At 47.4% G+C, this 18,626-nt stretch carries 17 protein-coding genes, 1 other RNA gene and 1 pseudogene; 8 read left to right on the forward strand and 11 right to left on the reverse strand.

The window, feature by feature from the left end; genetic code table 11:
• The first annotated feature begins 7 nt into the window (after positions 1 to 7).
• From K6Q96_RS12465 to K6Q96_RS12480, 4 genes are all read left to right on the forward strand, one after another.
• Positions 8 to 436, forward strand: coding sequence for a MarR family winged helix-turn-helix transcriptional regulator (locus K6Q96_RS12465; protein WP_251876140.1), 429 nt, complete (start codon positions 8 to 10; stop codon positions 434 to 436).
• 485 nt (positions 437 to 921) lie between these two features.
• A complete protein-coding gene (locus K6Q96_RS12470) occupies positions 922 to 2,532 on the forward strand; it encodes a hypothetical protein (RefSeq protein WP_251876142.1) in 1,611 nt (536 codons plus the stop codon).
• Positions 2,533 to 2,766: 234 nt separating this feature from the next.
• Positions 2,767 to 3,729 (forward strand): alpha/beta fold hydrolase, encoded by a 963-nt coding sequence (locus K6Q96_RS12475; protein WP_251876144.1) that lies wholly within the window; start codon positions 2,767 to 2,769, stop codon positions 3,727 to 3,729.
• Positions 3,730 to 3,791: 62 nt separating this feature from the next.
• Positions 3,792 to 4,862 carry an MBL fold metallo-hydrolase gene (locus K6Q96_RS12480; RefSeq protein WP_251876146.1) on the forward strand — a complete coding sequence of 357 codons (1,071 nt, stop codon included), beginning with the start codon at positions 3,792 to 3,794 and terminating at the stop codon, positions 4,860 to 4,862.
• Between the two features lie 42 nt (positions 4,863 to 4,904).
• On the opposite strand, the pseudogene K6Q96_RS12485 reads toward K6Q96_RS12480, so the two are convergent.
• From K6Q96_RS12485 to K6Q96_RS12505, 5 genes and pseudogenes are all read right to left on the reverse strand, one after another.
• Positions 4,905 to 5,079, reverse strand: a pseudogene (locus tag K6Q96_RS12485) (alpha-amylase family glycosyl hydrolase); the annotation flags it as partial.
• A gap of 63 nt (positions 5,080 to 5,142) precedes the next feature.
• Positions 5,143 to 6,576 carry an SEL1-like repeat protein gene (locus K6Q96_RS12490; RefSeq protein WP_251876148.1) on the reverse strand — a complete coding sequence of 478 codons (1,434 nt, stop codon included), beginning with the start codon at positions 6,574 to 6,576 and terminating at the stop codon, positions 5,143 to 5,145.
• Positions 6,577 to 6,579: 3 nt separating this feature from the next.
• Complete coding sequence (locus K6Q96_RS12495) at positions 6,580 to 7,155, reverse strand: tetratricopeptide repeat protein (RefSeq protein ID WP_251876150.1); 576 nt, start codon at positions 7,153 to 7,155, stop codon at positions 6,580 to 6,582.
• A 420-nt stretch (positions 7,156 to 7,575) separates the two neighbouring features.
• Positions 7,576 to 7,672: signal recognition particle sRNA small type (gene ffs, locus K6Q96_RS12500), an RNA gene on the reverse strand.
• Positions 7,673 to 7,808: 136 nt separating this feature from the next.
• Positions 7,809 to 8,543, reverse strand: coding sequence for a VP0952 family biofilm-associated protein (locus tag K6Q96_RS12505; RefSeq protein ID WP_251876152.1), 735 nt, complete (start codon positions 8,541 to 8,543; stop codon positions 7,809 to 7,811).
• A gap of 111 nt (positions 8,544 to 8,654) precedes the next feature.
• Between K6Q96_RS12505 and K6Q96_RS12510 the strand changes: the two genes are divergently transcribed.
• Positions 8,655 to 8,966, forward strand: a complete 312-nt coding sequence (locus tag K6Q96_RS12510) for an MGMT family protein (RefSeq protein ID WP_251876154.1) — start codon at positions 8,655 to 8,657, stop codon at positions 8,964 to 8,966.
• Between the two features lie 6 nt (positions 8,967 to 8,972).
• On the opposite strand, the gene K6Q96_RS12515 is transcribed toward K6Q96_RS12510, so the two are convergent.
• Entirely contained in the window at positions 8,973 to 9,392 is a 420-nt protein-coding gene (locus K6Q96_RS12515; RefSeq protein WP_251876156.1) for a YbaY family lipoprotein, read from the reverse strand.
• A gap of 267 nt (positions 9,393 to 9,659) precedes the next feature.
• Here K6Q96_RS12515 and tesB point away from each other — a divergent pair, with 267 nt between their 5' ends.
• On the forward strand, positions 9,660 to 10,526 hold the full coding sequence (gene tesB / locus K6Q96_RS12520) for an acyl-CoA thioesterase II (protein ID WP_251876158.1): 867 nt from the start codon (positions 9,660 to 9,662) through the stop codon (positions 10,524 to 10,526).
• 65 nt (positions 10,527 to 10,591) lie between these two features.
• Here the strand turns inward: tesB and K6Q96_RS12525 are convergent, their stop codons facing one another.
• Complete coding sequence (locus K6Q96_RS12525; RefSeq protein WP_251876160.1) at positions 10,592 to 11,515, reverse strand: porin; 924 nt, start codon at positions 11,513 to 11,515, stop codon at positions 10,592 to 10,594.
• A gap of 289 nt (positions 11,516 to 11,804) precedes the next feature.
• On the opposite strand from K6Q96_RS12525, the gene K6Q96_RS12530 reads away from it, so the two are divergent.
• Positions 11,805 to 12,188, forward strand: coding sequence for a VOC family protein (locus K6Q96_RS12530; protein WP_251876162.1), 384 nt, complete (start codon positions 11,805 to 11,807; stop codon positions 12,186 to 12,188).
• Positions 12,189 to 12,431: 243 nt separating this feature from the next.
• Positions 12,432 to 13,670 (forward strand): hypothetical protein, encoded by a 1,239-nt coding sequence (locus K6Q96_RS12535; protein WP_251876164.1) that lies wholly within the window; start codon positions 12,432 to 12,434, stop codon positions 13,668 to 13,670.
• A gap of 33 nt (positions 13,671 to 13,703) precedes the next feature.
• Here K6Q96_RS12535 and K6Q96_RS12540 read toward each other — a convergent pair whose 3' ends face one another.
• The 4 genes from K6Q96_RS12540 to K6Q96_RS12555 form a co-directional block, all read right to left on the reverse strand.
• Positions 13,704 to 14,342 carry a helix-turn-helix domain-containing protein gene (locus tag K6Q96_RS12540; RefSeq protein ID WP_251876166.1) on the reverse strand — a complete coding sequence of 213 codons (639 nt, stop codon included), beginning with the start codon at positions 14,340 to 14,342 and terminating at the stop codon, positions 13,704 to 13,706.
• A gap of 33 nt (positions 14,343 to 14,375) precedes the next feature.
• Positions 14,376 to 16,163 carry an ABC transporter transmembrane domain-containing protein gene (locus K6Q96_RS12545; protein ID WP_251876169.1) on the reverse strand — a complete coding sequence of 596 codons (1,788 nt, stop codon included), beginning with the start codon at positions 16,161 to 16,163 and terminating at the stop codon, positions 14,376 to 14,378.
• The gene (locus K6Q96_RS12550) at positions 16,160 to 17,905 is read right to left on the reverse strand and encodes a SmdA family multidrug ABC transporter permease/ATP-binding protein (protein ID WP_251876171.1); all 1,746 of its coding nucleotides are present in this window, start codon (positions 17,903 to 17,905) and stop codon (positions 16,160 to 16,162) included. Before K6Q96_RS12550 ends, K6Q96_RS12545 begins: the two co-directional genes overlap by 4 nt.
• Before the next feature lie 87 nt (positions 17,906 to 17,992).
• Positions 17,993 to 18,457 carry an Lrp/AsnC family transcriptional regulator gene (locus K6Q96_RS12555; protein WP_251876173.1) on the reverse strand — a complete coding sequence of 155 codons (465 nt, stop codon included), beginning with the start codon at positions 18,455 to 18,457 and terminating at the stop codon, positions 17,993 to 17,995.
• Between the last annotated feature and the right edge of the window lie 169 nt (positions 18,458 to 18,626).

Consider the following 18,626-nt stretch of genomic DNA (forward strand, 5'->3'; position numbering starts at 1 on the left):
CGTACAAATGATACCGCAAAGCATGTTGTGGCTAAGGGTTAAAATAGTTGTCGACAGCGTTGAAAACCAAATAGCGAAAGAGCTGCAAAGAGAGCACGGCCTCGGCTTGACTGATTACCGAGCATTGACGTTGCTCTCTGAATCTGAAAACTCTGAATTAAGAATGCAGGAGTTGGCCAAACTGCTCGGACTAAACCAAAGCTCGGTCACTCGTCTTGTCGAAAGGCTGGAAAAGGGCGGCTTTACCATCCGAGATATCTGCCCGAAAGACAAACGTGGTGTGTATACCGTTCTTACAGGTAGAGGCCGAGATATTCAAGAGAGGGTCGGAAAACACTTCACTGAGTATTTAAACAATGCACTCGATACTGTTGCCTCTGATAGCGACAATAAGATCGTAGTGGATTGTTTAAAAAACATCACAAAAGATAAATAATATCAAAAATTTACACACTTAAAGTGGTTTAAATACCCACTAACGGAATCCCCTCAGCGAAAACGCGAGGGGATTTTTTCTAGGTAAGCCAGCAACCCAGAATGCTGCACTTCATCAAGTACCGCACCAATGCTCAATTTATGGACTACCAGCTTTTTAGTAGCATAATTTTTGATGATTTCCGTCAGCATCCACTCAGACTTTTAAAATGCTTACCTCATTCTTATTTCATTAATTAGGCTGATTTACAGCTTAGTGTCACTAATGAGAACCCCCCTCTCGAAGAGGTATTCGTACAATCGCGAAGTTGGTAAGTCAATTTCAACGATTGACGCCGTAAGCAACGCAATAAGAGAAGGGTGCCTATGATGAAAAAATCTATTCTCGCCTCACTGGTAGTGACCGCTTTATTTGCCCAACCAATACAGGCCGCATGCCTTGGAAATGTATACTCCCTTAATGCTGGCAGAGGGGACGTTGGTATCTTGGTAGACATCCAAGAGAATGAAAAGCTAACGGGCTCTTATAACGGCAGCCGAGCGATCGCAGTGTCAAGAGCATCATTCAGTAGCTCTGCCATGACCTATGACAGCATCAATAACCGCATTTATTATGTCAGTGCACCACGCCCTACAAGATACTTCGTAGAAGGACTGGAAGATCTTGTCACTGCGGAGGAGTTGAAAAATATAAGTTTCCACGCGGCTGCCTCAGAATCCACTCAACTTGCCTATTATGATCCATCTACAAAGCAGCATACTGTCGTTGGCAACGTCCAAGACACTTTCCGCATGGCTTTTGATAGTTCATCAGGACAAATCTTCGCCTCTAACAACAATGAGATCTTCTCTATCGACCCGTCGGATGGCACTACAACGCCGATTGCAGACTTCGATATAAATCTTCGCAGCAGTGGTTTTAGTTCTTGGGGCGACTTTGTGTTTTACAAAGGCGAATTACTGTTCGTCACCAATACTCGTACTTTCTCTATCAACACTTCTACAGGCGCTGCGACGCTAAAAGCGTTCCACAGTATTGGTTTCATCACCAGCGCCACACTAGACCAAAATGGCCAAATGCTCATCGCGGCTAAGAATCAAAATGTGACCGGAAATATCAACAGTACAATCCTCTGGCGTTTGCACCCCGAGACCGGCGAAGTCGTGAAAGTCGGGCTTATACCAGCCAGACTCAGCGCTATGGCTACAAATACGCAAGAAGATTACACCTGCTACCCTGCAACGGTATTCCCAAGTCAGCGAGAAAATGACGTTGATAGTGTCCTCGGTAGCACGGTAGAAGAGGGCAATACAGCCACCTTTACCGTTAATTTTGATAAAGATACGGCATCAGCGACAGATATTAATCTTACACTCAATAACGGCAGCGCTGTCATTAACAGTGATTTTAGTGGGGCGGTGACTATCGAGTTCGAAGATGGTTCGTCGGTCAGTGCAAACCTGAGTAGTAGCGCTACGAATGTAAGCGTGCCACCTGGCAATGGTTGGCTGAAAGTCAAGGTCAACACCATCGAAGATACCGTGTTTGAAAGTAACGAGAATTTCTCACTCAGAGCATGGTTTCGCGACAATGAGAGCGATGCGAAATCGGCTTCATCGACAATCACGAACGATGACTACCAAATTACCCAGTTACTCGGTAACCCCGAGATGAATTATCGTGGCGTTTGGAGTGAAATCGAAAACGGATTGAATGGAAGAAATCTGGACCACAGTTACGGCTCGTATAATTTCAACACGGGTGGTCAAGGCCAAGGGGCAGCAGTCTATCAATACTTCAATGTCGTTCCGGGTCAGCAATATTCCGTTCAAACAAGGTTCTGGGCGCAAAGAAGCGGTACGGGTGGCACACACGGTGGCGAAGTAAGAATTTCCAACGGTAGTAACAATAGCAATATCTACTCCAGAAGTTTCTCGTTAACTGAAGGTAATTCAACGAACATCAACTTCAACTTTACCGTACCTTCTAACGTAAGCTACCTGCGAATACAGATCACAAACACGTCTGTATCATGCTGCGTGGAAAGCACCGACTTGAATGTAGATTATGCACGAGTCACCGGGCCTAAACCCTAATTGAACAAGGTAATGCCTAACGTTTGATTGGCCAGAACTAAAATCCCCTCAGCGCGGAAACGCAAGGGGATTTTTGTTCAAGGATTGAAGATATCATCCCTCAATGACTTTTGGGCCAAAAGGAACGTCGGCAATTAAACTTTTAGCATCTTATGAATAGACTGAAATAAAGAAAAAGCGCCTAACTCTGCGCTCAAGATTCATGTTGCAGAACAAATCACTCAAGGATGGGAAATGAAAAAACTGAATCTATTTGATCGGCTCAACGCTGCCTCACTGCTGCTTGTCTCTCCAGAATGGCCTAAAGTGAAAGCAGCTCAAAAGCGAGCGCAATCGTTTGAAAACCCTGTTGTCAATATACCACTGGAGACACGAACTATTGCTGGGCGAAAAATTCGCTTAGCAGAAGCAGGTTCCGTTGACGCACCAACAGTTGTTCTACTCAGCCCATTCCCGGCTAGTATCCTCAATTTTGCAGGTTCTTGGGAATCGCTCACTACCAATTTCAGAGTAATAGCAATAGATTTACCGGGTTTTGGTGGCTCTGAAGGTGATCGACATGACATGACGCCAACCGCACAGGGAAATCACCTTGCTGCAATCTTTGACGCTCTTGAACTGAACGACATTCACCTTGTCGCTCCTGATGTAGGAATGGCCTCTGCCCTTAGTTATGTGCTCGACCACGAACACAGATTAACCAGTATGGTGATAGGCCACAGTATCGGTAATCCCAATCCAGTAGAGCTTGGTTTTATGATCGACATGTTAGCCAAGTTTGGTTTCATGCGAGCCACTAGCGCACTGCTAGGTGCTGGTCCACTGATTGCTTATTCTGCCAAGATTGGAGCTGTGAGGCATCAAGCCAGCGCCGTTGAAATTGATGATTATAAGAGCTCCTATGCTGGTAGGGCGCCTGAAGTCATACATTGGTTTAAAGATTTTTATGCAAAGTCAGAAGCAATTGCGGCGCGCCTAGGTGAAATTCAGATCCCAACATTAGTATTTTGGGGGGAATTAGATGTGCTATTTAAAGCCAGTAATGCAGAACGTATTCATGCAGCACTACCTAATAGTAAACTACATGTTCTCCCCGAAGCCGGTCACTTCTCATGGGCGGATCAACCGAAAATGTTCGCCTCAATGATTGAAAGCTGGGTGGTGAATGAGCACAAACAGATTAATACATCTGCTTGAATATCCTTAATTAACCCGTTGTTCTGGCGTAATAAATGCTAATTTTTCTGATAAGGGAAACCATGAAGTTTGGCTTGTTGATGGTAACTAGTCTTGCCCTAATAGCCTGCGGCACTCAGCCAAGCTATAACTCCGAAGCAAATTACCAAGCTGGCAAGTTCTACAACCCAGAGCAACAACCTAACAAGGTTGGCTTGTTTGGTGCGATCAATTCCATCTACTTCAATAGCAGTGAGTACCCTCTTCCTTCTGAGCCTCTGCCCGTTAAGCCTGTATTATTAAGCATCATGGAGGCAAGCACTGAACCTTCGATGGTGAAGTTGGGCCACTCCAGCGTCTTACTTCGTCTTGATGAACAGTATATTTTGTTTGACCCAATGTTTTCTGATCGCGCTTCACCTGTGAGCTGGGCCGGGCCTAAACGTTATACCCCGCCAGCACTCTCTCTAGACGCTCTTCCACAGCTCGATGCGATAGTGATCTCACACAACCATTTTGACCATCTGGATGAGCGGACTATAAAGGCTTTGATTCAACGTACAAAACATTTCTATGTACCTCTTGGCATTAAACCTTTAATGGTTCAGTGGGGCGTACCTGAGGAAAAAGTAACCGAACTCGGTTGGTGGCAAGAAGCGCAACATGAAAATACTCTTATCGTCGCTACGCCATCACAACATTTTTCTGGCCGCTCGCTCACGGATAGAAACGAAACACTGTGGGCATCTTGGGTGATTCTACATGAAGACTTACGCTTATATTTTAGCGGCGACTCTGGCTACTTTTCGGGTTTTAAAGACATTGGCGACAAATACGGCCCTTTTGATGTGACGTTAATGGAAAACGGTGCTTACAACAGTTTATGGCAGTTTGTACACTTGTTCCCAGAACAGACTGTGCAAGCCCATCTTGATCTTCAGGGGCATTATTTAATTCCAATACACAACGCTACATTTAATTTAAGTAACCATGCCTGGTTTGAACCACTCGAGAAGATAGAACAAGAGGCACGATCTCATCAGGTAGAGCTTGTCACCCCCATGTTCGGCGAAGTGATGACACTAAGTACGATGAATGAATTTACACAGCGTTGGTGGAAAGCATATCTGCCGGGCACTTCATCTGCGCGGTAAGTTTTATTGAGAAAAACTTCAACAAGGCATATGTGAAGACAAAGCCAACCACCGCTCTGCGACATCTATTGGTAATAACGCTTTGGCGTTCTCTCTATTGATATGGAGAACGACATGGTAATGGTTGCTCATAATGGCGTAGGCGAACGCAGCGAGATACGCAGTGATAGTAAAGTGTCGTATCAACATTAATGAGTGAGAAGCGAGCGGTTGTCATGGCGAATTCGAATACCTATAGTCGTCATTGGATAAGGATCAACAAACCTGCCTCAGGCCTATCCTAATCACAGTCAGAATAATTTGAACTGATGCATTTCAAAGCCATCCATTTAGCCTCTTTTATTTGAACCGAATTCAAACGGGTATTCGCCTCGAACTCTTCATCTGGGGATTGGTTGTAGTGACGAATGTAAAACCACATGTAAGATTTTAGATCGCTCTGCTCTACTCCTTTGCCCCTTTTATACGCCCACCCAAGCTTAGATTGCGCACGCAAATTTCCACGTTCCGCAGACATGCGATAATATCTAACAGCCTTCTCTTTATTTTGAGGGGTGCCATATCCCATATCGTACAAAACGCCAAGACTAACCTGAGAGAAGCTGTCTCCTTGTTCCGCAGCTAGCTCAAAGTATTTAATTGCTTTTTGATACGTTTTATAACTTCGACGTTCGCCTAGTCCCTCTGAATACATCCATCCAAGGTTAGCTTGAGCATTTTTGTAACCTTGGTCTGCTGCCATTTTGTAATACTCTAGCGCCTTCTCATAATCTTGAGTTACAACCAATCCATTTCGGTAAAGCCAAGCAAGTTTGGTTTGCGCACGAGCGTATCCTTGTTCCACAGCTAAGCGATAATACTCCAAAGCTTTTGTATCACTCTGAGTGACACCTTTCCCCTCTTCATACATCCAGCCAAGGTTGGTTTGCGCACGGGCGTATCCTTGTTCCGCAGCTAAGCGATAATACTCCAAAGCCTTTGTATTACTCTGAGTAACACCTTTCCCTTCTTCATACATCCAGCCAAGGTTGGTTTGCGCACGGGCGTATCCTTGCTCCGCAGCCAAGCGATAATACTCCACGGCTTTTGTATCACTTTGAGTGACACCTTTCCCATCTTCATACATCCAGCCAAGGTTGGTTTGCGCACGAGCGTATCCTTGTTCCGCAGCCAAGCGATAATACTCCAAAGCTTTTGTATTACTCTGAGTAACACCTTTCCCATCTTCGTAAATCCGGCCAAGCTTGGTTTGCGCACGAGCGTATCCTTGTTCCGCAGCTAAGCGATAATACTCCAAAGCCTTTGTATTACTCTGAGTAACACCTTTCCCATCTTCATACATCCAGCCAAGGTTGGTTTGCGCACGAGCGTATCCTTGTTCCGCAGCTAAGCGATAATACTCCAAAGCCTTTGTATTACTATGAGTAACACCTTTCCCATCTTCATGCATCCAGCCAAGGTTGGTTTGCGCACGAGCGTATCCTTGTTCCGCAGCTAAGCGATAATACTCCATAGCTTTTGTATTACTCTGAGTGACACCTTTTCCATCTTCATACATCCAGCCAAGGTTGGTTTGAGCTCTGGTATGACCTTTTTTTGCTGCTGTGTGATAATACTCAACGGCAATTTGATCATTTTGTGGCACTCCCAAGCCTTTTTGATACATCCAGCCAAGCTGGGTTTGAGCAAATACATAACCTTGGTCAGCGGCCAATTCTTAGTACGTCACCGCTTTCTCGTAGCTTTGCTCAACACCAGAACCAGATTTATACAAATTAGCCAAGCTATATTGCGCTCTAGCAAAGTTTTGTTTCGCTGACAAACGGTAGTACGTCAAAGCCTTATCATAGCTTTGCTCAACGCCCTGTCCCTTTTCATACATCCAGCCAAGGTTGAATTGAGGTAGTGCAAAGCCCTGCAAAGCCGCTAAACGATAATATTTAACCGCCTCTTCAAAATTTTGTTTTACCCCATTGCCATTCTGGTACATCCAACCAAGATTATTTTGAGCAGGAGCATAACCTTGATCTGCTGACATTTTGTAATATTTCACTGCCTCACTGGCACTTTGTTTTACACCTTGCCCTTCGTCGTATGACCATCCAAGTAGATATTGGCTTTCAGCATCTCCTTTATTTGAAGCCGATCTTAGCTGAGCAATGGTTTTTTCAGTATTTGGTGCATTCCATGACCTCTCAAATACCTCTAAAAGTGGGGAGTCTGTATAGTGGCTCTCTCTTGAGGTACAGCCAGCTACCAAAAGGAATATCATCCAAAAGTGTACTTTCTTCATACACCACCCTTGAGTTGTAATTTAGGCTCAATGAAGTAAACAGAATCCATTTCAGAAAGTACATACCTTTGATACCAAAGGTCCGTTAAATATTCGGGACTCATTATAATCACTGTATGAAAGTGTTTTAAGCTTTGTCGAAAAACATTTGCCTATCGTTTCTCTTAGTTAAACACCAAAAATGGTCATTCAGACCAGTGTTTTAGTCACATCGATGCTGAAAATAAACAAAATGTGAAGCCAACAAATAAGTACTGTTGCTGCTTGTTTTATTCTAGTTAAGGTATGTTTTCTAAATCGTTGGATGAGATTGAGGTAATTAAAAGGGAATTTCGGATGAGTAAATCGAATTTTTTGCGTGGCTGAACAGTCCCGGGAATGTAAAAAAGAGAAATTTTCAGAACGCTAGATGGGTGGAAGCCCCCTCAGCCACATCCCGGCACACACGTCCCAAGCGCGGGCTGCTTCCTTCCGGACCTGACCCAGTACACAAGTTAGTGTTGCGGGAGGACCAAGGGGGCCTCCATAGATTTGATACACCAAAAATCTCTTGAGAAAGAAACCGTTGGTTCGAGCGCATTATGTGGGATGGCTACGCCCAATGCAAGGGGTTATCTGGCTTTCAGCAACCAAGTGGTGAGAATTTACCCGCCCTACTCTTCTTCGTTTTCTGTGTGGAGAAGGTAATCGCCGAGCCAAGCAATGGTAAGAGACAACAACCAAGCCACAAACACCGGGTTTGGCACTGAGAATTGCGGGAAGACCACGATGGTAGCAAAGGCAATGGCTGGAAGAATCACGCAGAGCTTATCGCCGCGCTGTTCCCCACCGATGCGCTGGAGTTCCTGGAGTACCAGCACCAGCATACCGCCGCAGAAGGCGAACATGGCACCTTGGGTTTGTCCGCCTGCCAATAGCGCAACAATCAGCGCCACAGGCCACCAGCTGATTTTCTTCACTGGCTTCCAGAAGTAGGTCGCGACCCAAACCATGATGACGCAAAAGATCTGCATTAAGGTGTAGCTGATGGCACCACCGAGCTTCTCGTCGCCTTGCAGTGCGAGTACTCCGCATTCCATGGCGATAACGACTGAGATAACCAGCAATGAGACCTGCCAGTTACGGCGCTCTCCGGTAATGAGCACCAGAGCGGGAAGGATCATCCAAAGGCTGAGTGAAATGGCAACGGGTTGGTAAGGCATCATGGCGCCAAAGCCAATCAAGCCAAGTGCAAGAATCCATACAGCGATACCGCCGGAACCTGCAAAAAAGAGAGCGGGGATCGCGAAAGCAAGCAGGGGGATATCGCCTTCAGCAAAGGCAGAAGAAAGTGCAGCGCCCATGACCGTGACTGCTGCTGTCATCATTAACGTCGTCGCATACCACATTTAGCACCTCCTGCGCTTCATGCCGACAGTGATACCTCATTCCTGCGATAATCTTTTTGTTGTCAGGTGAGGTATGATGTTTCTAATTATAATTTCTCCGTCAGTTTCAATATGCCCAATTTTGATGACCAAATCTATGCAGTACTTATCCAAATCCCCTCAGGAAAAGTAACAACTTACGGTGATGTCGCAAAATTAGCAGGGTTTCCCCGTCACGCACGCCATGTCGGCAAGCTTCTTGGCTCACTGCCGAAGGATTCCAAGCTCCCTTGGTTTAGGGTGATCAACTCCAGTGGGATGATCTCACTGAAGGGAGAGAGCTTTATAAGACAACGTGAGAAGCTGTTGGATGATGGGGTAGAAGTTAAAGAAAGCGGCGCAGTGTCATTGCGCCGTTTCAGGTGGGATGGAGAACCCGCTTAGTGCTGTTTAGCGCACCGCGCTGACCACTTGCACTTCTACATTCTGGGTTTTCGCCGGGTCGTTAATCACATGGGTAGCGGCGTCGCTGATGAAGATCAGTTCGCCGTCGACTTCGATGCGCGCGCTCACGTTGTAGGTGTGGCCTGGTTTGATCTCTGATGGCGAGTAAGTCAGCGAGAATGGCAATGGTACCTGACGGCCTTCGGTCATGTAAGACTGGCTACTTATCACGTCCATTGGCGCATCAGCTAATGAAACATCCGCCAGAGTCACCGTGAGTTTTGCGTTATCCGGCAGTGCAATACGCTGAAGGTAAAAGACTTCGCCAGTTACTGTTGCCATGTCCGGGTCCTTTATAATGTCAGTGCATGCGGTAAACGCTAACGCCATCAACGCAGCAAAAAATCCAAAAAAGGCCTTCTTCATGGTAAAACTCCAAGTGACGCAAGCGTCTAATATACTGATAAAACCAATAACAAGTTTATCACCGTTGCATTTTCAACCATTAAAAAAATGTGGATTTGAGATCACACCTTTCAACATCCGCAGGTTGTCGCGCTAGGTAGAGTAATGTGTGCCACCTAATAAGGTTAGAGAGCATACATGCTGATTAAGTTCGAAATAAACGACATGATGAGAGCGATCTGTCATTTTTCTGTCAATTATGATGTCAGACTGGCTTAAAGAGGATTTATGAGTACGAAATTGGAAGAACTGCTGGCTTTGCTTAAGCTAGAGCAGATTGAAGAAGGGCTGTATCGTGGACAGAGCGAGAACCTTGGCCTGCCTCAGGTTTACGGTGGTCAGGTGATTGGTCAGGCACTTTCCGCCGCCAAAGGCACTGTCGAGAGCGACCGTTTTGTGCATTCCTTCCACAGCTATTTCCTTCGCCCCGGCGACCCAGAAAAGCCTATCGTTTATGACGTAGAAAATTTGCGTGATGGTCAAAGCTTCAGCACCCGCCGCGTGAAAGCCGTGCAGTACGGAAAGCCCATTTTCTACCTGACGGCCTCTTATCATAAGAATGAACCAGGTTATGAGCACCAGTTCACTATGCCACAGGTTCCGGGGCCGGAAGGCTTGATGTCAGAAAAACAACTGGTTGAATCAATCGCCCAGCACCTACCGAAAAAAGTGATTGAAACATTTGGTGGCGACCGCCCGATTGAAGTTCGTCCCGCTGTAGTAGTGAACCCTCTCGCCCCTGAAAAACAGGAAGCCAAGCAATACCTTTGGATCCGCACCAATGGCAAGATGGTCGACGACCCGCGCGTTCACCAGTATCTGCTGGCATACGCTTCGGACTGGGGCTTCTTAGTCACCGCATTGCAGCCTCATGGCGTGACCCTAATGACTCCAGGGCTGAAAGTCGCCACCATCGACCATGCGATGTGGTTCCACCGCGAATTTCGTATGGATGAGTGGCTGCTATTCGCGATTGATAGCCCATCAGCCAGCGGTTCACGCGGTTTGGTGCGTGGTGAAATTTATAACCTGAAAGGTGAGCTGGTCGCTTCTGCAGTTCAGGAAGGCTTAATGCGGAAAAGTCCGAAGGCTTAACAAGTAGAACCAATAATGACAAAGGCCAGCGCATTGCTGACCTTTTCTGTTTTCGCGCGATTAACTTAGAAATCGTAGCGCATACCAGCTTGCAGCTCGTCATCTTGACCATCAAGGCCTTCGAATTTGTAGCCTGCGTAAGCGCGGAAGTTGCCGTTGAATTTGTAAACCGCTTCAGCAGCAAAGTTGTTTGCTTCTTCGGTATTGGTGTTGTCGTACTCACCAAAGTTATATACCGCCACTAGCTTCAGCTTCTTGGTCGCTTTGTATTGTGCCGCTAATTCGTAACCAGTGTAGTCTTGGTTGCCTTTTGAACCCGCTGTGTACAGTGCGCCCAGCGTGAGGCCGTTTTGTGAGTATTCGGCTGCCAAGTTGATTTGGTCATCACTCTCTGTACCCGCATCTTGAGAAACATAACCCGCGCCCAGACTCACTACACCAAAACCATACAGGGCTGAGATACCGTAGCTGTCGGCGTCTTTCTCGTCGGCTGAAATGTAGTTGGCTTGAATAGACAATGCATCGAACTCGCCTGCGTATAGGAAGTTGTTCTCACGCTTATCTTTGTTACCTGAAACCAAGTCTGCCGCATCGCCACCAAAGGTTGCCATCACGTCGGTAATGTCAGTCAGCTGAACCTGCGCAGAGTCTTGCTTACCGTAAGAAAACTCGCCGGCAGACGTACCGAAACCGGCAAAGAAATAGCGGTTTTTCAGGCTGTCGCTGCCACTGAATTCTGCTTCGTATTTACCGAAACCGTAGAAGTCATCAGAGATTTCTGTTTTGCCTTTCAAGTTGAAGCGCGCGCGGGATTTGTCCTCAAAAGAGCTATTCGTATCGCTCTCGTTATTGTCAGACACGTTGAAACGCGCTTCAGCACGGCCACCGACTTTCAGGGATGTTCCTTCGCTGTCGTATACCGTCGCCGCGAAAGAAGAAGTTGAAGCCAGTGCGATAAGCATTGCAGAGGTTAACGCTGCGTTTTTCATTTCTTACTACCTTATTGTATTTGAGGGGCTTTCTTGCCCAATAAAGAAAAAGCGGAGGCTAAGGTAGGGCTGAAAAATGACAGTTCGGTTTCTGTCGGGTGACGTTTATGTTCCACCGGAATGACCAAATGATGACTATCGACTGACCTCTCAATACATTGAAATTTCGGGATATTAACCACACCGTAAGTTACGAGGCATATCTTTCGATTTAGGCTGTCGGAAATCTTCAAGACTCCTTTTCTACCAAAAGACAGAATGAACAAAACACCAATAAGGAGAGAGAGTGATGAAATTTCGATACGCAATTATGTACGTGGAAAATGTTGAACAAACATTGGCCTTCTACGAACAAGCCTTCGGACTGGAACGCGCCTTTCTGCATGCAAGTGGCGATTATGGCGAGCTAAACACAGGCGACACCAAACTCTCTTTTTCATCACTAGAGCTGATGACTTCGCTCGGCAAGCACCCAAGTTCTGGAAACCCGTATTCTCCCAACTTTGAAATTGCCTTTGAAACCGATAATGTAGCAGGAAACCTTGCCAATGCCCTGAAAGCAGGGGCGGAGTTGGTGCAGGATGCTGAAGAAATGCCTTGGGGACAAACCACCGCTTACGTACGCGATTTGAATGGGTATCTGGTAGAGATTTGTACGACAGTAAATAGCTAGCTCACGCACAAACTAGGGTTAGCGGACTGTGGCCGCATGCCAATAACAACCTATTTGATATAGGTGCTTTCACCATGCCTCCACCAGGAAACAAACCGCTAACGCTAGCAACATCAAAACAACACCAAATCACATCACTTAACACCATTGATAAGAAATTTTATAGACATTGATTTCGATATTTTATCTACGTATGATTCGCGCCTTATTTTGAACACTGTTTTTTATTTTATTGGAGGTCTAATGAAGAAGATATTATTCGCATCAGCAGCAGTGAGTTTAGTTGGCTGTGGCGGTGATGAATCTTCAGGTCAGCAAACCGTTCAAATACCAAGCATCCCGCAAATGTCTGTCGCACCAGCCTCGGGCAGTGTAGCGAACACTGAACCTTCTCCCATCAGCTATATCGGCCTAAAAGCAACGTCATCTAATACAGGGTTCTTCAAAGCAGATAACCGGGGAGACTGTCAGGCATACATGCATCTGGACAACATCACTAATGGCGGCTGGGTGGATGAAAGTGAGGACCAATACAGAGCACATTTGCCTCAATATCTGTTGAATACCTATAAAGACTTTCCCGGCGTCGCCAGCGCAAGAGTAGCGGGTAAAGTTGAAACGTCAAATGTAGCAGCGAAAGACTGGATTGCTAATTTCTACTATGCATCAAATTTTTACGATTGCGATACTCGCAATCATGCCCATTTTGACTCGGTAGAAACTGACAGCAATGGCATCGTCAACCTACGTGATGCTTGGTCTGTTGTGCAGCAAAAGGACGGCCGTCTGGATAGAACGACCTATGTCGGTTGGCTGAAGGATAAAAATAGCAATGAGACGACAGGCATGTCTCACTCGTTCTCACAAGATGATGCTGGGAAGTACAACCACAAGCTAAGAAGCCTTGCGACTGGAGATAGTAAAACTGTCGACCTTATCCGTGATTTCACGTTTGGTAACCAATCATACGAAAGCTTGATTAAAACCTATTTTGCCAACATTAGAAATGGTTCGGGTGCGTGGTATCAAATTGTAGGCGGAACTCGCGTTGGCGAGTACAAACTGAGTGCAGCTTCCAGCACTAAAGCTTACTTTGCCGTCAACATGGTCTCTGCTTTCTTTGAAGGTATAGGTACCAAAGTCAGTTGGTGTACGGTAGGCGCAAAAGGTCAATCTCCTCTCACTCCGCAAACCTTTAACGACCTTCGAACTAGTGGTGATCTTGAACAAGCAGGTGCTTATTGCGATCCCTTGGATGACACCAATAACGAGTCCAGATATTACGATGCCGCAGGTAAAACAGTCAGCGACCAAACTACTATTGGCCTGTTAGATGCCAATACAGACACGATCAAAAGCCAGTTAGAACAGTTTACGGACAACTCAACGCTTTATAATAGTTACTCTCAGGAGGAATACTTCAAAAGTCAGGAACTCTCCCATGAGATCAATAAATTGCAAGCCGATTTACGTTTGAGATAGTAGCTCGTACCCAAGTGAGATAAGACATAGAACTTAGACCACTTGGGTGTCATAACCTGGCATGTAAAGCTGTACGGTAAGATCTTTTCTGACTAGCAGCTCACTGGGCGTCACGCCGAACCAGCGTTTAATTTCGCGGCTGAAGTGCGCCTGATCGGCGTAGCCAAATTCAAAGGCAGTATCAATCAAGGGTGCACCCTCGGCAATGGCACGGGCACTTTGTCTTACCCTTGCCAATTGCTGCCAGAATAGAGGTGATTTACCGCTATGTTTGAGAAGGTGCCTTTGCAAGGTTCGCTCACTGACACCAAGCGAACGCGCAATATCAGCCACAGAGCCCACCCGCTCGCCTAGGCTGAAAAGCGCTTCATCGACATTGCTAAAGCGACGTGAAAAGGCAGCAATCTTATCGAAAAGATCATGGCTGTCTTTTCCAATGGCGGCCATTAACTGGCTTTCGTCCACACATGTTCCCGGTGCTAAGCGATAACCAGTCATTTTTGCGTTTGGCCCTATATCAACGGCAATAGTGGCATCAAACAGCGGGGAGACATGCACCTGCTGCACACCCTCGGTTTCTGTCACAATCACATCACGGCAGCCGTCAGGCACCACATAGGCAGTCCCTTTTTCTGTCGGATTAGATGTCCAGATATCGATGATGGTTTCCATACTCTCCCCGCCCGGTGTTGAAAAGCCTTTAGCTTAGGCGACTCCTTCCTGCGTTTCTGTCTCACCAGAGGCAATTTGCTCCAGCTCTTCCAGATGTGCTCGGGTTTGTTGTAGCTCGTACATCTGCCAGTAACGACCTTTGTTCGCCAAAAGCTGCTGATGGTTACCCTGCTCTTCCACGTGACCACGATGCAGCACCAGAATGTTGTCGGCATCGGCAATGGTCGAAAGACGGTGCGCGATCACCACAATCGTCATGGTATTTCGCAGTGCTGCCAGTGCTTGCTGCACACGCTCTTCGGTGCCGGAGTCGATGTTGGCGGTCGCTTCATCCAGAATCAGGATGCGCGGCTTATCCACCAGCACACGCGCCAGCGCCAGAAGCTGCTTCTGACCCGCGGAAAGCGTAATGTCACCAGTACCAATGGCGGTATCTAACTCTGACGGCAAGTGCTTCACGTAGTCCGCCATATCGACCTGTTCCAACGCCTGCCAAATCGCTTCATCTGAAATATCGCGGCCAAGGCTCACGTTGGCGCGGAAGGTATCAGATAGCACGTGCGGGTCTTGCTGAACCATGGCAATACCAGAACGGAGCGCGTTTTGGGTCAGGGTCGACAGCTCTCTGCCACCCAACTTCAGCGTGCCTTTTTGTACCGGATAAAAGCCCATCAGCAAGGAAGCGAGCGTACTCTTACCGCTGCCAGTATGTCCTACCAGAGCCAGGAAGCCGCCCTCTTTAACCGAGACATTCACATCGGTCAGCACCTGCGTTTTACTGTCATAGCTGAAGTTCAGCCCTTCAATATCGATGGTGCCGGATTCAATGGCGCGGTCATCGTCACCATAAACATATTGTTTGGCATCCATAAGCTCGAACAGACGCTCGCCCGCCATGATCGCCTGTTGCAGCAAAGACAAGCGCTGCATCAGTTCTATCAATGGCTCAGTGACACGGCCGAGGTAACTGATAAAGGCGTAAAGCACACCCACACCAATCAACTCATTGCCGTGCCAACCGAATAGCGCAGCCAAAGAGATCAGTGCCACACCGGACATCAAATCGATCAGCGGGCGAAGATAAATGCCGTTGATTTTCACGATGCGCACTTCGGTGTTGAAGTGTTGCTCGGTTAAATCTGCAAAGCGCTCTGAGAAACGCTGCTCCTGTCCCATCAACTGAATTAGACTCATCCCCTGAATCGACTCACTCATCACACTGTTAATGTCGGTCAGCAAGTCTCGCGAGTCGCGATAAGCGGGTGACGAGCGGCGTTGGTAGTAATACATTACCAAAACCACAGAAGGGATAAGAATCGCTACTACAACCGTGAGTGTCGGGCTCAATAAGTACATGGCCGTCAGCATGGCGATGATCAGCGCTGTCGCTTGCAGGAAACTCGCGACCACTTGCACGTAAAGCTCTTTCAGCGATTCGGTATCGTTGGTGACGCGCGAGACCAATTTACCTGCTGGTACATAGTCAAACGCCGACAAAGGCTGGTTGATGATGCTGGCATACACACGTTTGCGAATAGTTTGGACGATTTCAATCGCGATTCGGCTGAACCGGATCCCATAGGCATAGTGCAACAGACCTGAGAGTACCGTGACCGCAATGTAGGCCAAGGCCAGCCCCCATAGAACATTTGGTGGATAGTAATCCTGAGCGACATAGTCATCGAGGAAAATTCGAATTAACCACGGGCCGCTGACATCGGCTACCACCGCAAACAGCAGGAAGATAGCCGCCACCGCGAAGCCTGCTTTGTCATTAAGCAGGTAACTCAGAAGGCGTTTTAAGGTTCCACGTTTACTCATAGCGCCTCCTCCAGTGCTTGTTCGAGTTGCTGATAACGCTGCATTTCGGCATACCAGCCGTTGGCATTCACCAAGGCTTTGTGCGTGCCACGCTCTTCAATATGCCCTTTTTGCAACACGATGATTTCATCGGCCGATTCCAACGCCGACAAACGATGTGCAATCACTACGGTGGTCTGGTGCTGTGCGCGGTCGTGAAGATTTTTCAGGATGTGGTGCTCAGTGCGGCCATCCACCGCTGATAGGGCATCGTCCATTACCAAAATTTCCGCATCCAGCAGCAAAGCACGGGCAATGGAAATCCGCTGTTTTTGACCACCGGAAAGCGTAATACCCTTTTCTCCCACCAGCGTTTCGTAGCCTTCCGGGAACTGCATGATGTCTTCATCAATACACGCAAGCTTCGCCGCTTCACGGATTTCTTCGCGTGTTGCGTCCGGCTTACCCAGCGCAATGTTGTCGGCAATGCTGCGAGAGAACAAAAACGGAGCCTGAGTAACAACCGCAAGCTTGCCGCGCCACTCGCCCAGCTTGAAATCGCGAAGGTCTGTACCGCCATAGCTGACGCGACCCTGAACAGGATCTTCCAAACGCAGCATCAAAGACAAAATGGTGGTTTTACCGCTGCCCACTGGCCCCGCCACACCCAGCATTCTTCCGGGTGCCAATTCAACATTCACATCGCGAAGCGCTGGAATGTCATGTCCGCGCCAAGTGAACTGATCAATCGCGATAGAAAGGGTTTCACGTTCTGCTGGTAAGGCTTTATCGCCGTCTACCAAATCCGGCTTTTCTTCCAGCAACTCTTTAATACGTTTCCACGCAGCCGAACCACGTTCGATGATGTTGAATAACCAGGCAACCGCCAGCATCGGCCAGATCATCAAGCCTTGATAAAGGGTAAATGCGGTCAGCTCGCCCAAGGTTAAGGTGCCATTTGCCACCATGTAACCACCACCTGCAATCGAGCAGAAAAACGAGGTACCAATGGTCAGGAAGATCACTGGGTCAAACATGGCATCGACTTTTGCTACGGCCATGTTCTTTTCGCCCGTGTCATCCGCCACCGCATTAAAGCGGTCAACCTGCTGAGACTCCAAACCAAACGCGCGGATCATCCGAATGCCATTGAGCGACGATTGGGTTTCTTCCGAGAGCGATGAAAATGCCGCCTGTGAAGCGCTGAATCTATGATGGAGCTGTTTACCGAAGCGGTTCACCATAATCGCCATCACTGGCATGGGTGCCAGCGCCAACAGGGTCAGTTCCCAGCTGATGGTGGTGGTCATGACAATCAGCACCGCAACCCCCATGATCAACGAGTCTGCCAGCGTCAATACGCCCTCACCCGCCGTCATCACAACAGCCTTCACATCATTGGTGGAGCGCGCCATCAAATCGCCCGTGCGGTAACGCTCAAAAAAACGTGGCGCATGGCGGGTAAAGTGCTGATAAAGCTTGTCACGAAGTACGGTGCCGAGCTGCGCCGCAGCGCCAAACAGCCATACGCGCCAGACAACGCGCATGAAATACACCACGATCCAGAGCGCAACAATCGCCCCAAGCGCGATAAACATTTGGTTTTTGCTGATATCGCCTGCCATGACACCGTCCACCAGCCAACCAATGGCTTTCGGCGGGATCAGTTCAAAACCGGCGACGAAAAATAAGAGTACAATGGCGCCGACATAGCGTTTCCACGCCATTCGGAAAAACCACCCGAGTTCCAAAAATATGCGCATTCATCCTCCCCTGCGCGAGCCAACTTACTTTTCAGGCCTCTGACTTGCCTGACTTTTATTGCTCAAGCTTTTGTTTGCTGAGTCTTTTTAGAGCGGTAACGCGGTAGTGTATTTCAAAGGCTCCATCGCGAACGTTGACGTGACGTTGGTCAGGCCATCAATACTGTTAACCAGCTTTTTATAGAAGCGGTCAAATGCCGCCATGTCTGCCACTTGCACCTTTAACATGTAGTCGTATTCTCCTGCCATGCGATAGCATTCCATCACTTCAGCGAAGGGGGTAATGACATCCACAAACTTGCGGTACCAGGTTTCAGAGTGGTTTGAGGTTTTAATTTGGACAAAGGCGGTGAACGAGAGCCCCAACGCTTCAGGGTCTAAAAGGGCGACACGCTTTTGCAAGATGCCACTTTCTTCAAGACGTTTGAGACGTTTCCAACAAGGCGTGGTTGTGAGGTTTACCCGTTCGGCAAGATCTGACAGTGACAGCGATGCGTCACGCTGCAAGCAATCTAACAATTGGCGATCTACATTATCCAGTGAAATTGTCATAACTGTTTTACCATTTCCGAAATTACAGGCGAAAAATTCTCCCTTACTGTGATTAAAAGAAAAATTTTACTTTTAGGCAACAATGATAGAATGTTTTTCTCTAACGAGCGATATTTAGACGAGAAATGGTAAAAATTTACTTCATAAGAGAGATTATATTATTGGTATA

The sequence above is a fragment of the Grimontia kaedaensis genome, assembly GCF_023746615.1.
GTDB lineage: Bacteria > Pseudomonadota > Gammaproteobacteria > Enterobacterales > Vibrionaceae > Enterovibrio > Enterovibrio kaedaensis.

Excerpts from the sequence above, each read along its gene's own strand:
- K6Q96_RS12495 (WP_251876150.1), bottom strand. The coding sequence starts at position 7,155 with ATGAAGAAAGTACACTTTTGGATGATATTCCTTTTGGTAGCTGGCTGT.
- K6Q96_RS12550 (WP_251876171.1), bottom strand. The coding sequence starts at position 17,905 with ATGCGCATATTTTTGGAACTCGGGTGGTTTTTCCGAATGGCGTGGAAA.
- tesB (WP_251876158.1), top strand. The coding sequence starts at position 9,660 with ATGAGTACGAAATTGGAAGAACTGCTGGCTTTGCTTAAGCTAGAGCAG.
- K6Q96_RS12540 (WP_251876166.1), bottom strand. The coding sequence starts at position 14,342 with ATGGAAACCATCATCGATATCTGGACATCTAATCCGACAGAAAAAGGG.
- K6Q96_RS12480 (WP_251876146.1), top strand. The coding sequence starts at position 3,792 with ATGAAGTTTGGCTTGTTGATGGTAACTAGTCTTGCCCTAATAGCCTGC.
- K6Q96_RS12530 (WP_251876162.1), top strand. The coding sequence starts at position 11,805 with ATGAAATTTCGATACGCAATTATGTACGTGGAAAATGTTGAACAAACA.
- K6Q96_RS12465 (WP_251876140.1), top strand. The coding sequence starts at position 8 with ATGATACCGCAAAGCATGTTGTGGCTAAGGGTTAAAATAGTTGTCGAC.
- K6Q96_RS12555 (WP_251876173.1), bottom strand. The coding sequence starts at position 18,457 with ATGACAATTTCACTGGATAATGTAGATCGCCAATTGTTAGATTGCTTG.
- K6Q96_RS12475 (WP_251876144.1), top strand. The coding sequence starts at position 2,767 with ATGAAAAAACTGAATCTATTTGATCGGCTCAACGCTGCCTCACTGCTG.
- K6Q96_RS12525 (WP_251876160.1), bottom strand. The coding sequence starts at position 11,515 with ATGAAAAACGCAGCGTTAACCTCTGCAATGCTTATCGCACTGGCTTCA.
- K6Q96_RS12535 (WP_251876164.1), top strand. The coding sequence starts at position 12,432 with ATGAAGAAGATATTATTCGCATCAGCAGCAGTGAGTTTAGTTGGCTGT.
- K6Q96_RS12515 (WP_251876156.1), bottom strand. The coding sequence starts at position 9,392 with ATGAAGAAGGCCTTTTTTGGATTTTTTGCTGCGTTGATGGCGTTAGCG.
- K6Q96_RS12545 (WP_251876169.1), bottom strand. The coding sequence starts at position 16,163 with ATGAGTAAACGTGGAACCTTAAAACGCCTTCTGAGTTACCTGCTTAAT.
- K6Q96_RS12510 (WP_251876154.1), top strand. The coding sequence starts at position 8,655 with ATGCCCAATTTTGATGACCAAATCTATGCAGTACTTATCCAAATCCCC.
- K6Q96_RS12505 (WP_251876152.1), bottom strand. The coding sequence starts at position 8,543 with ATGTGGTATGCGACGACGTTAATGATGACAGCAGCAGTCACGGTCATG.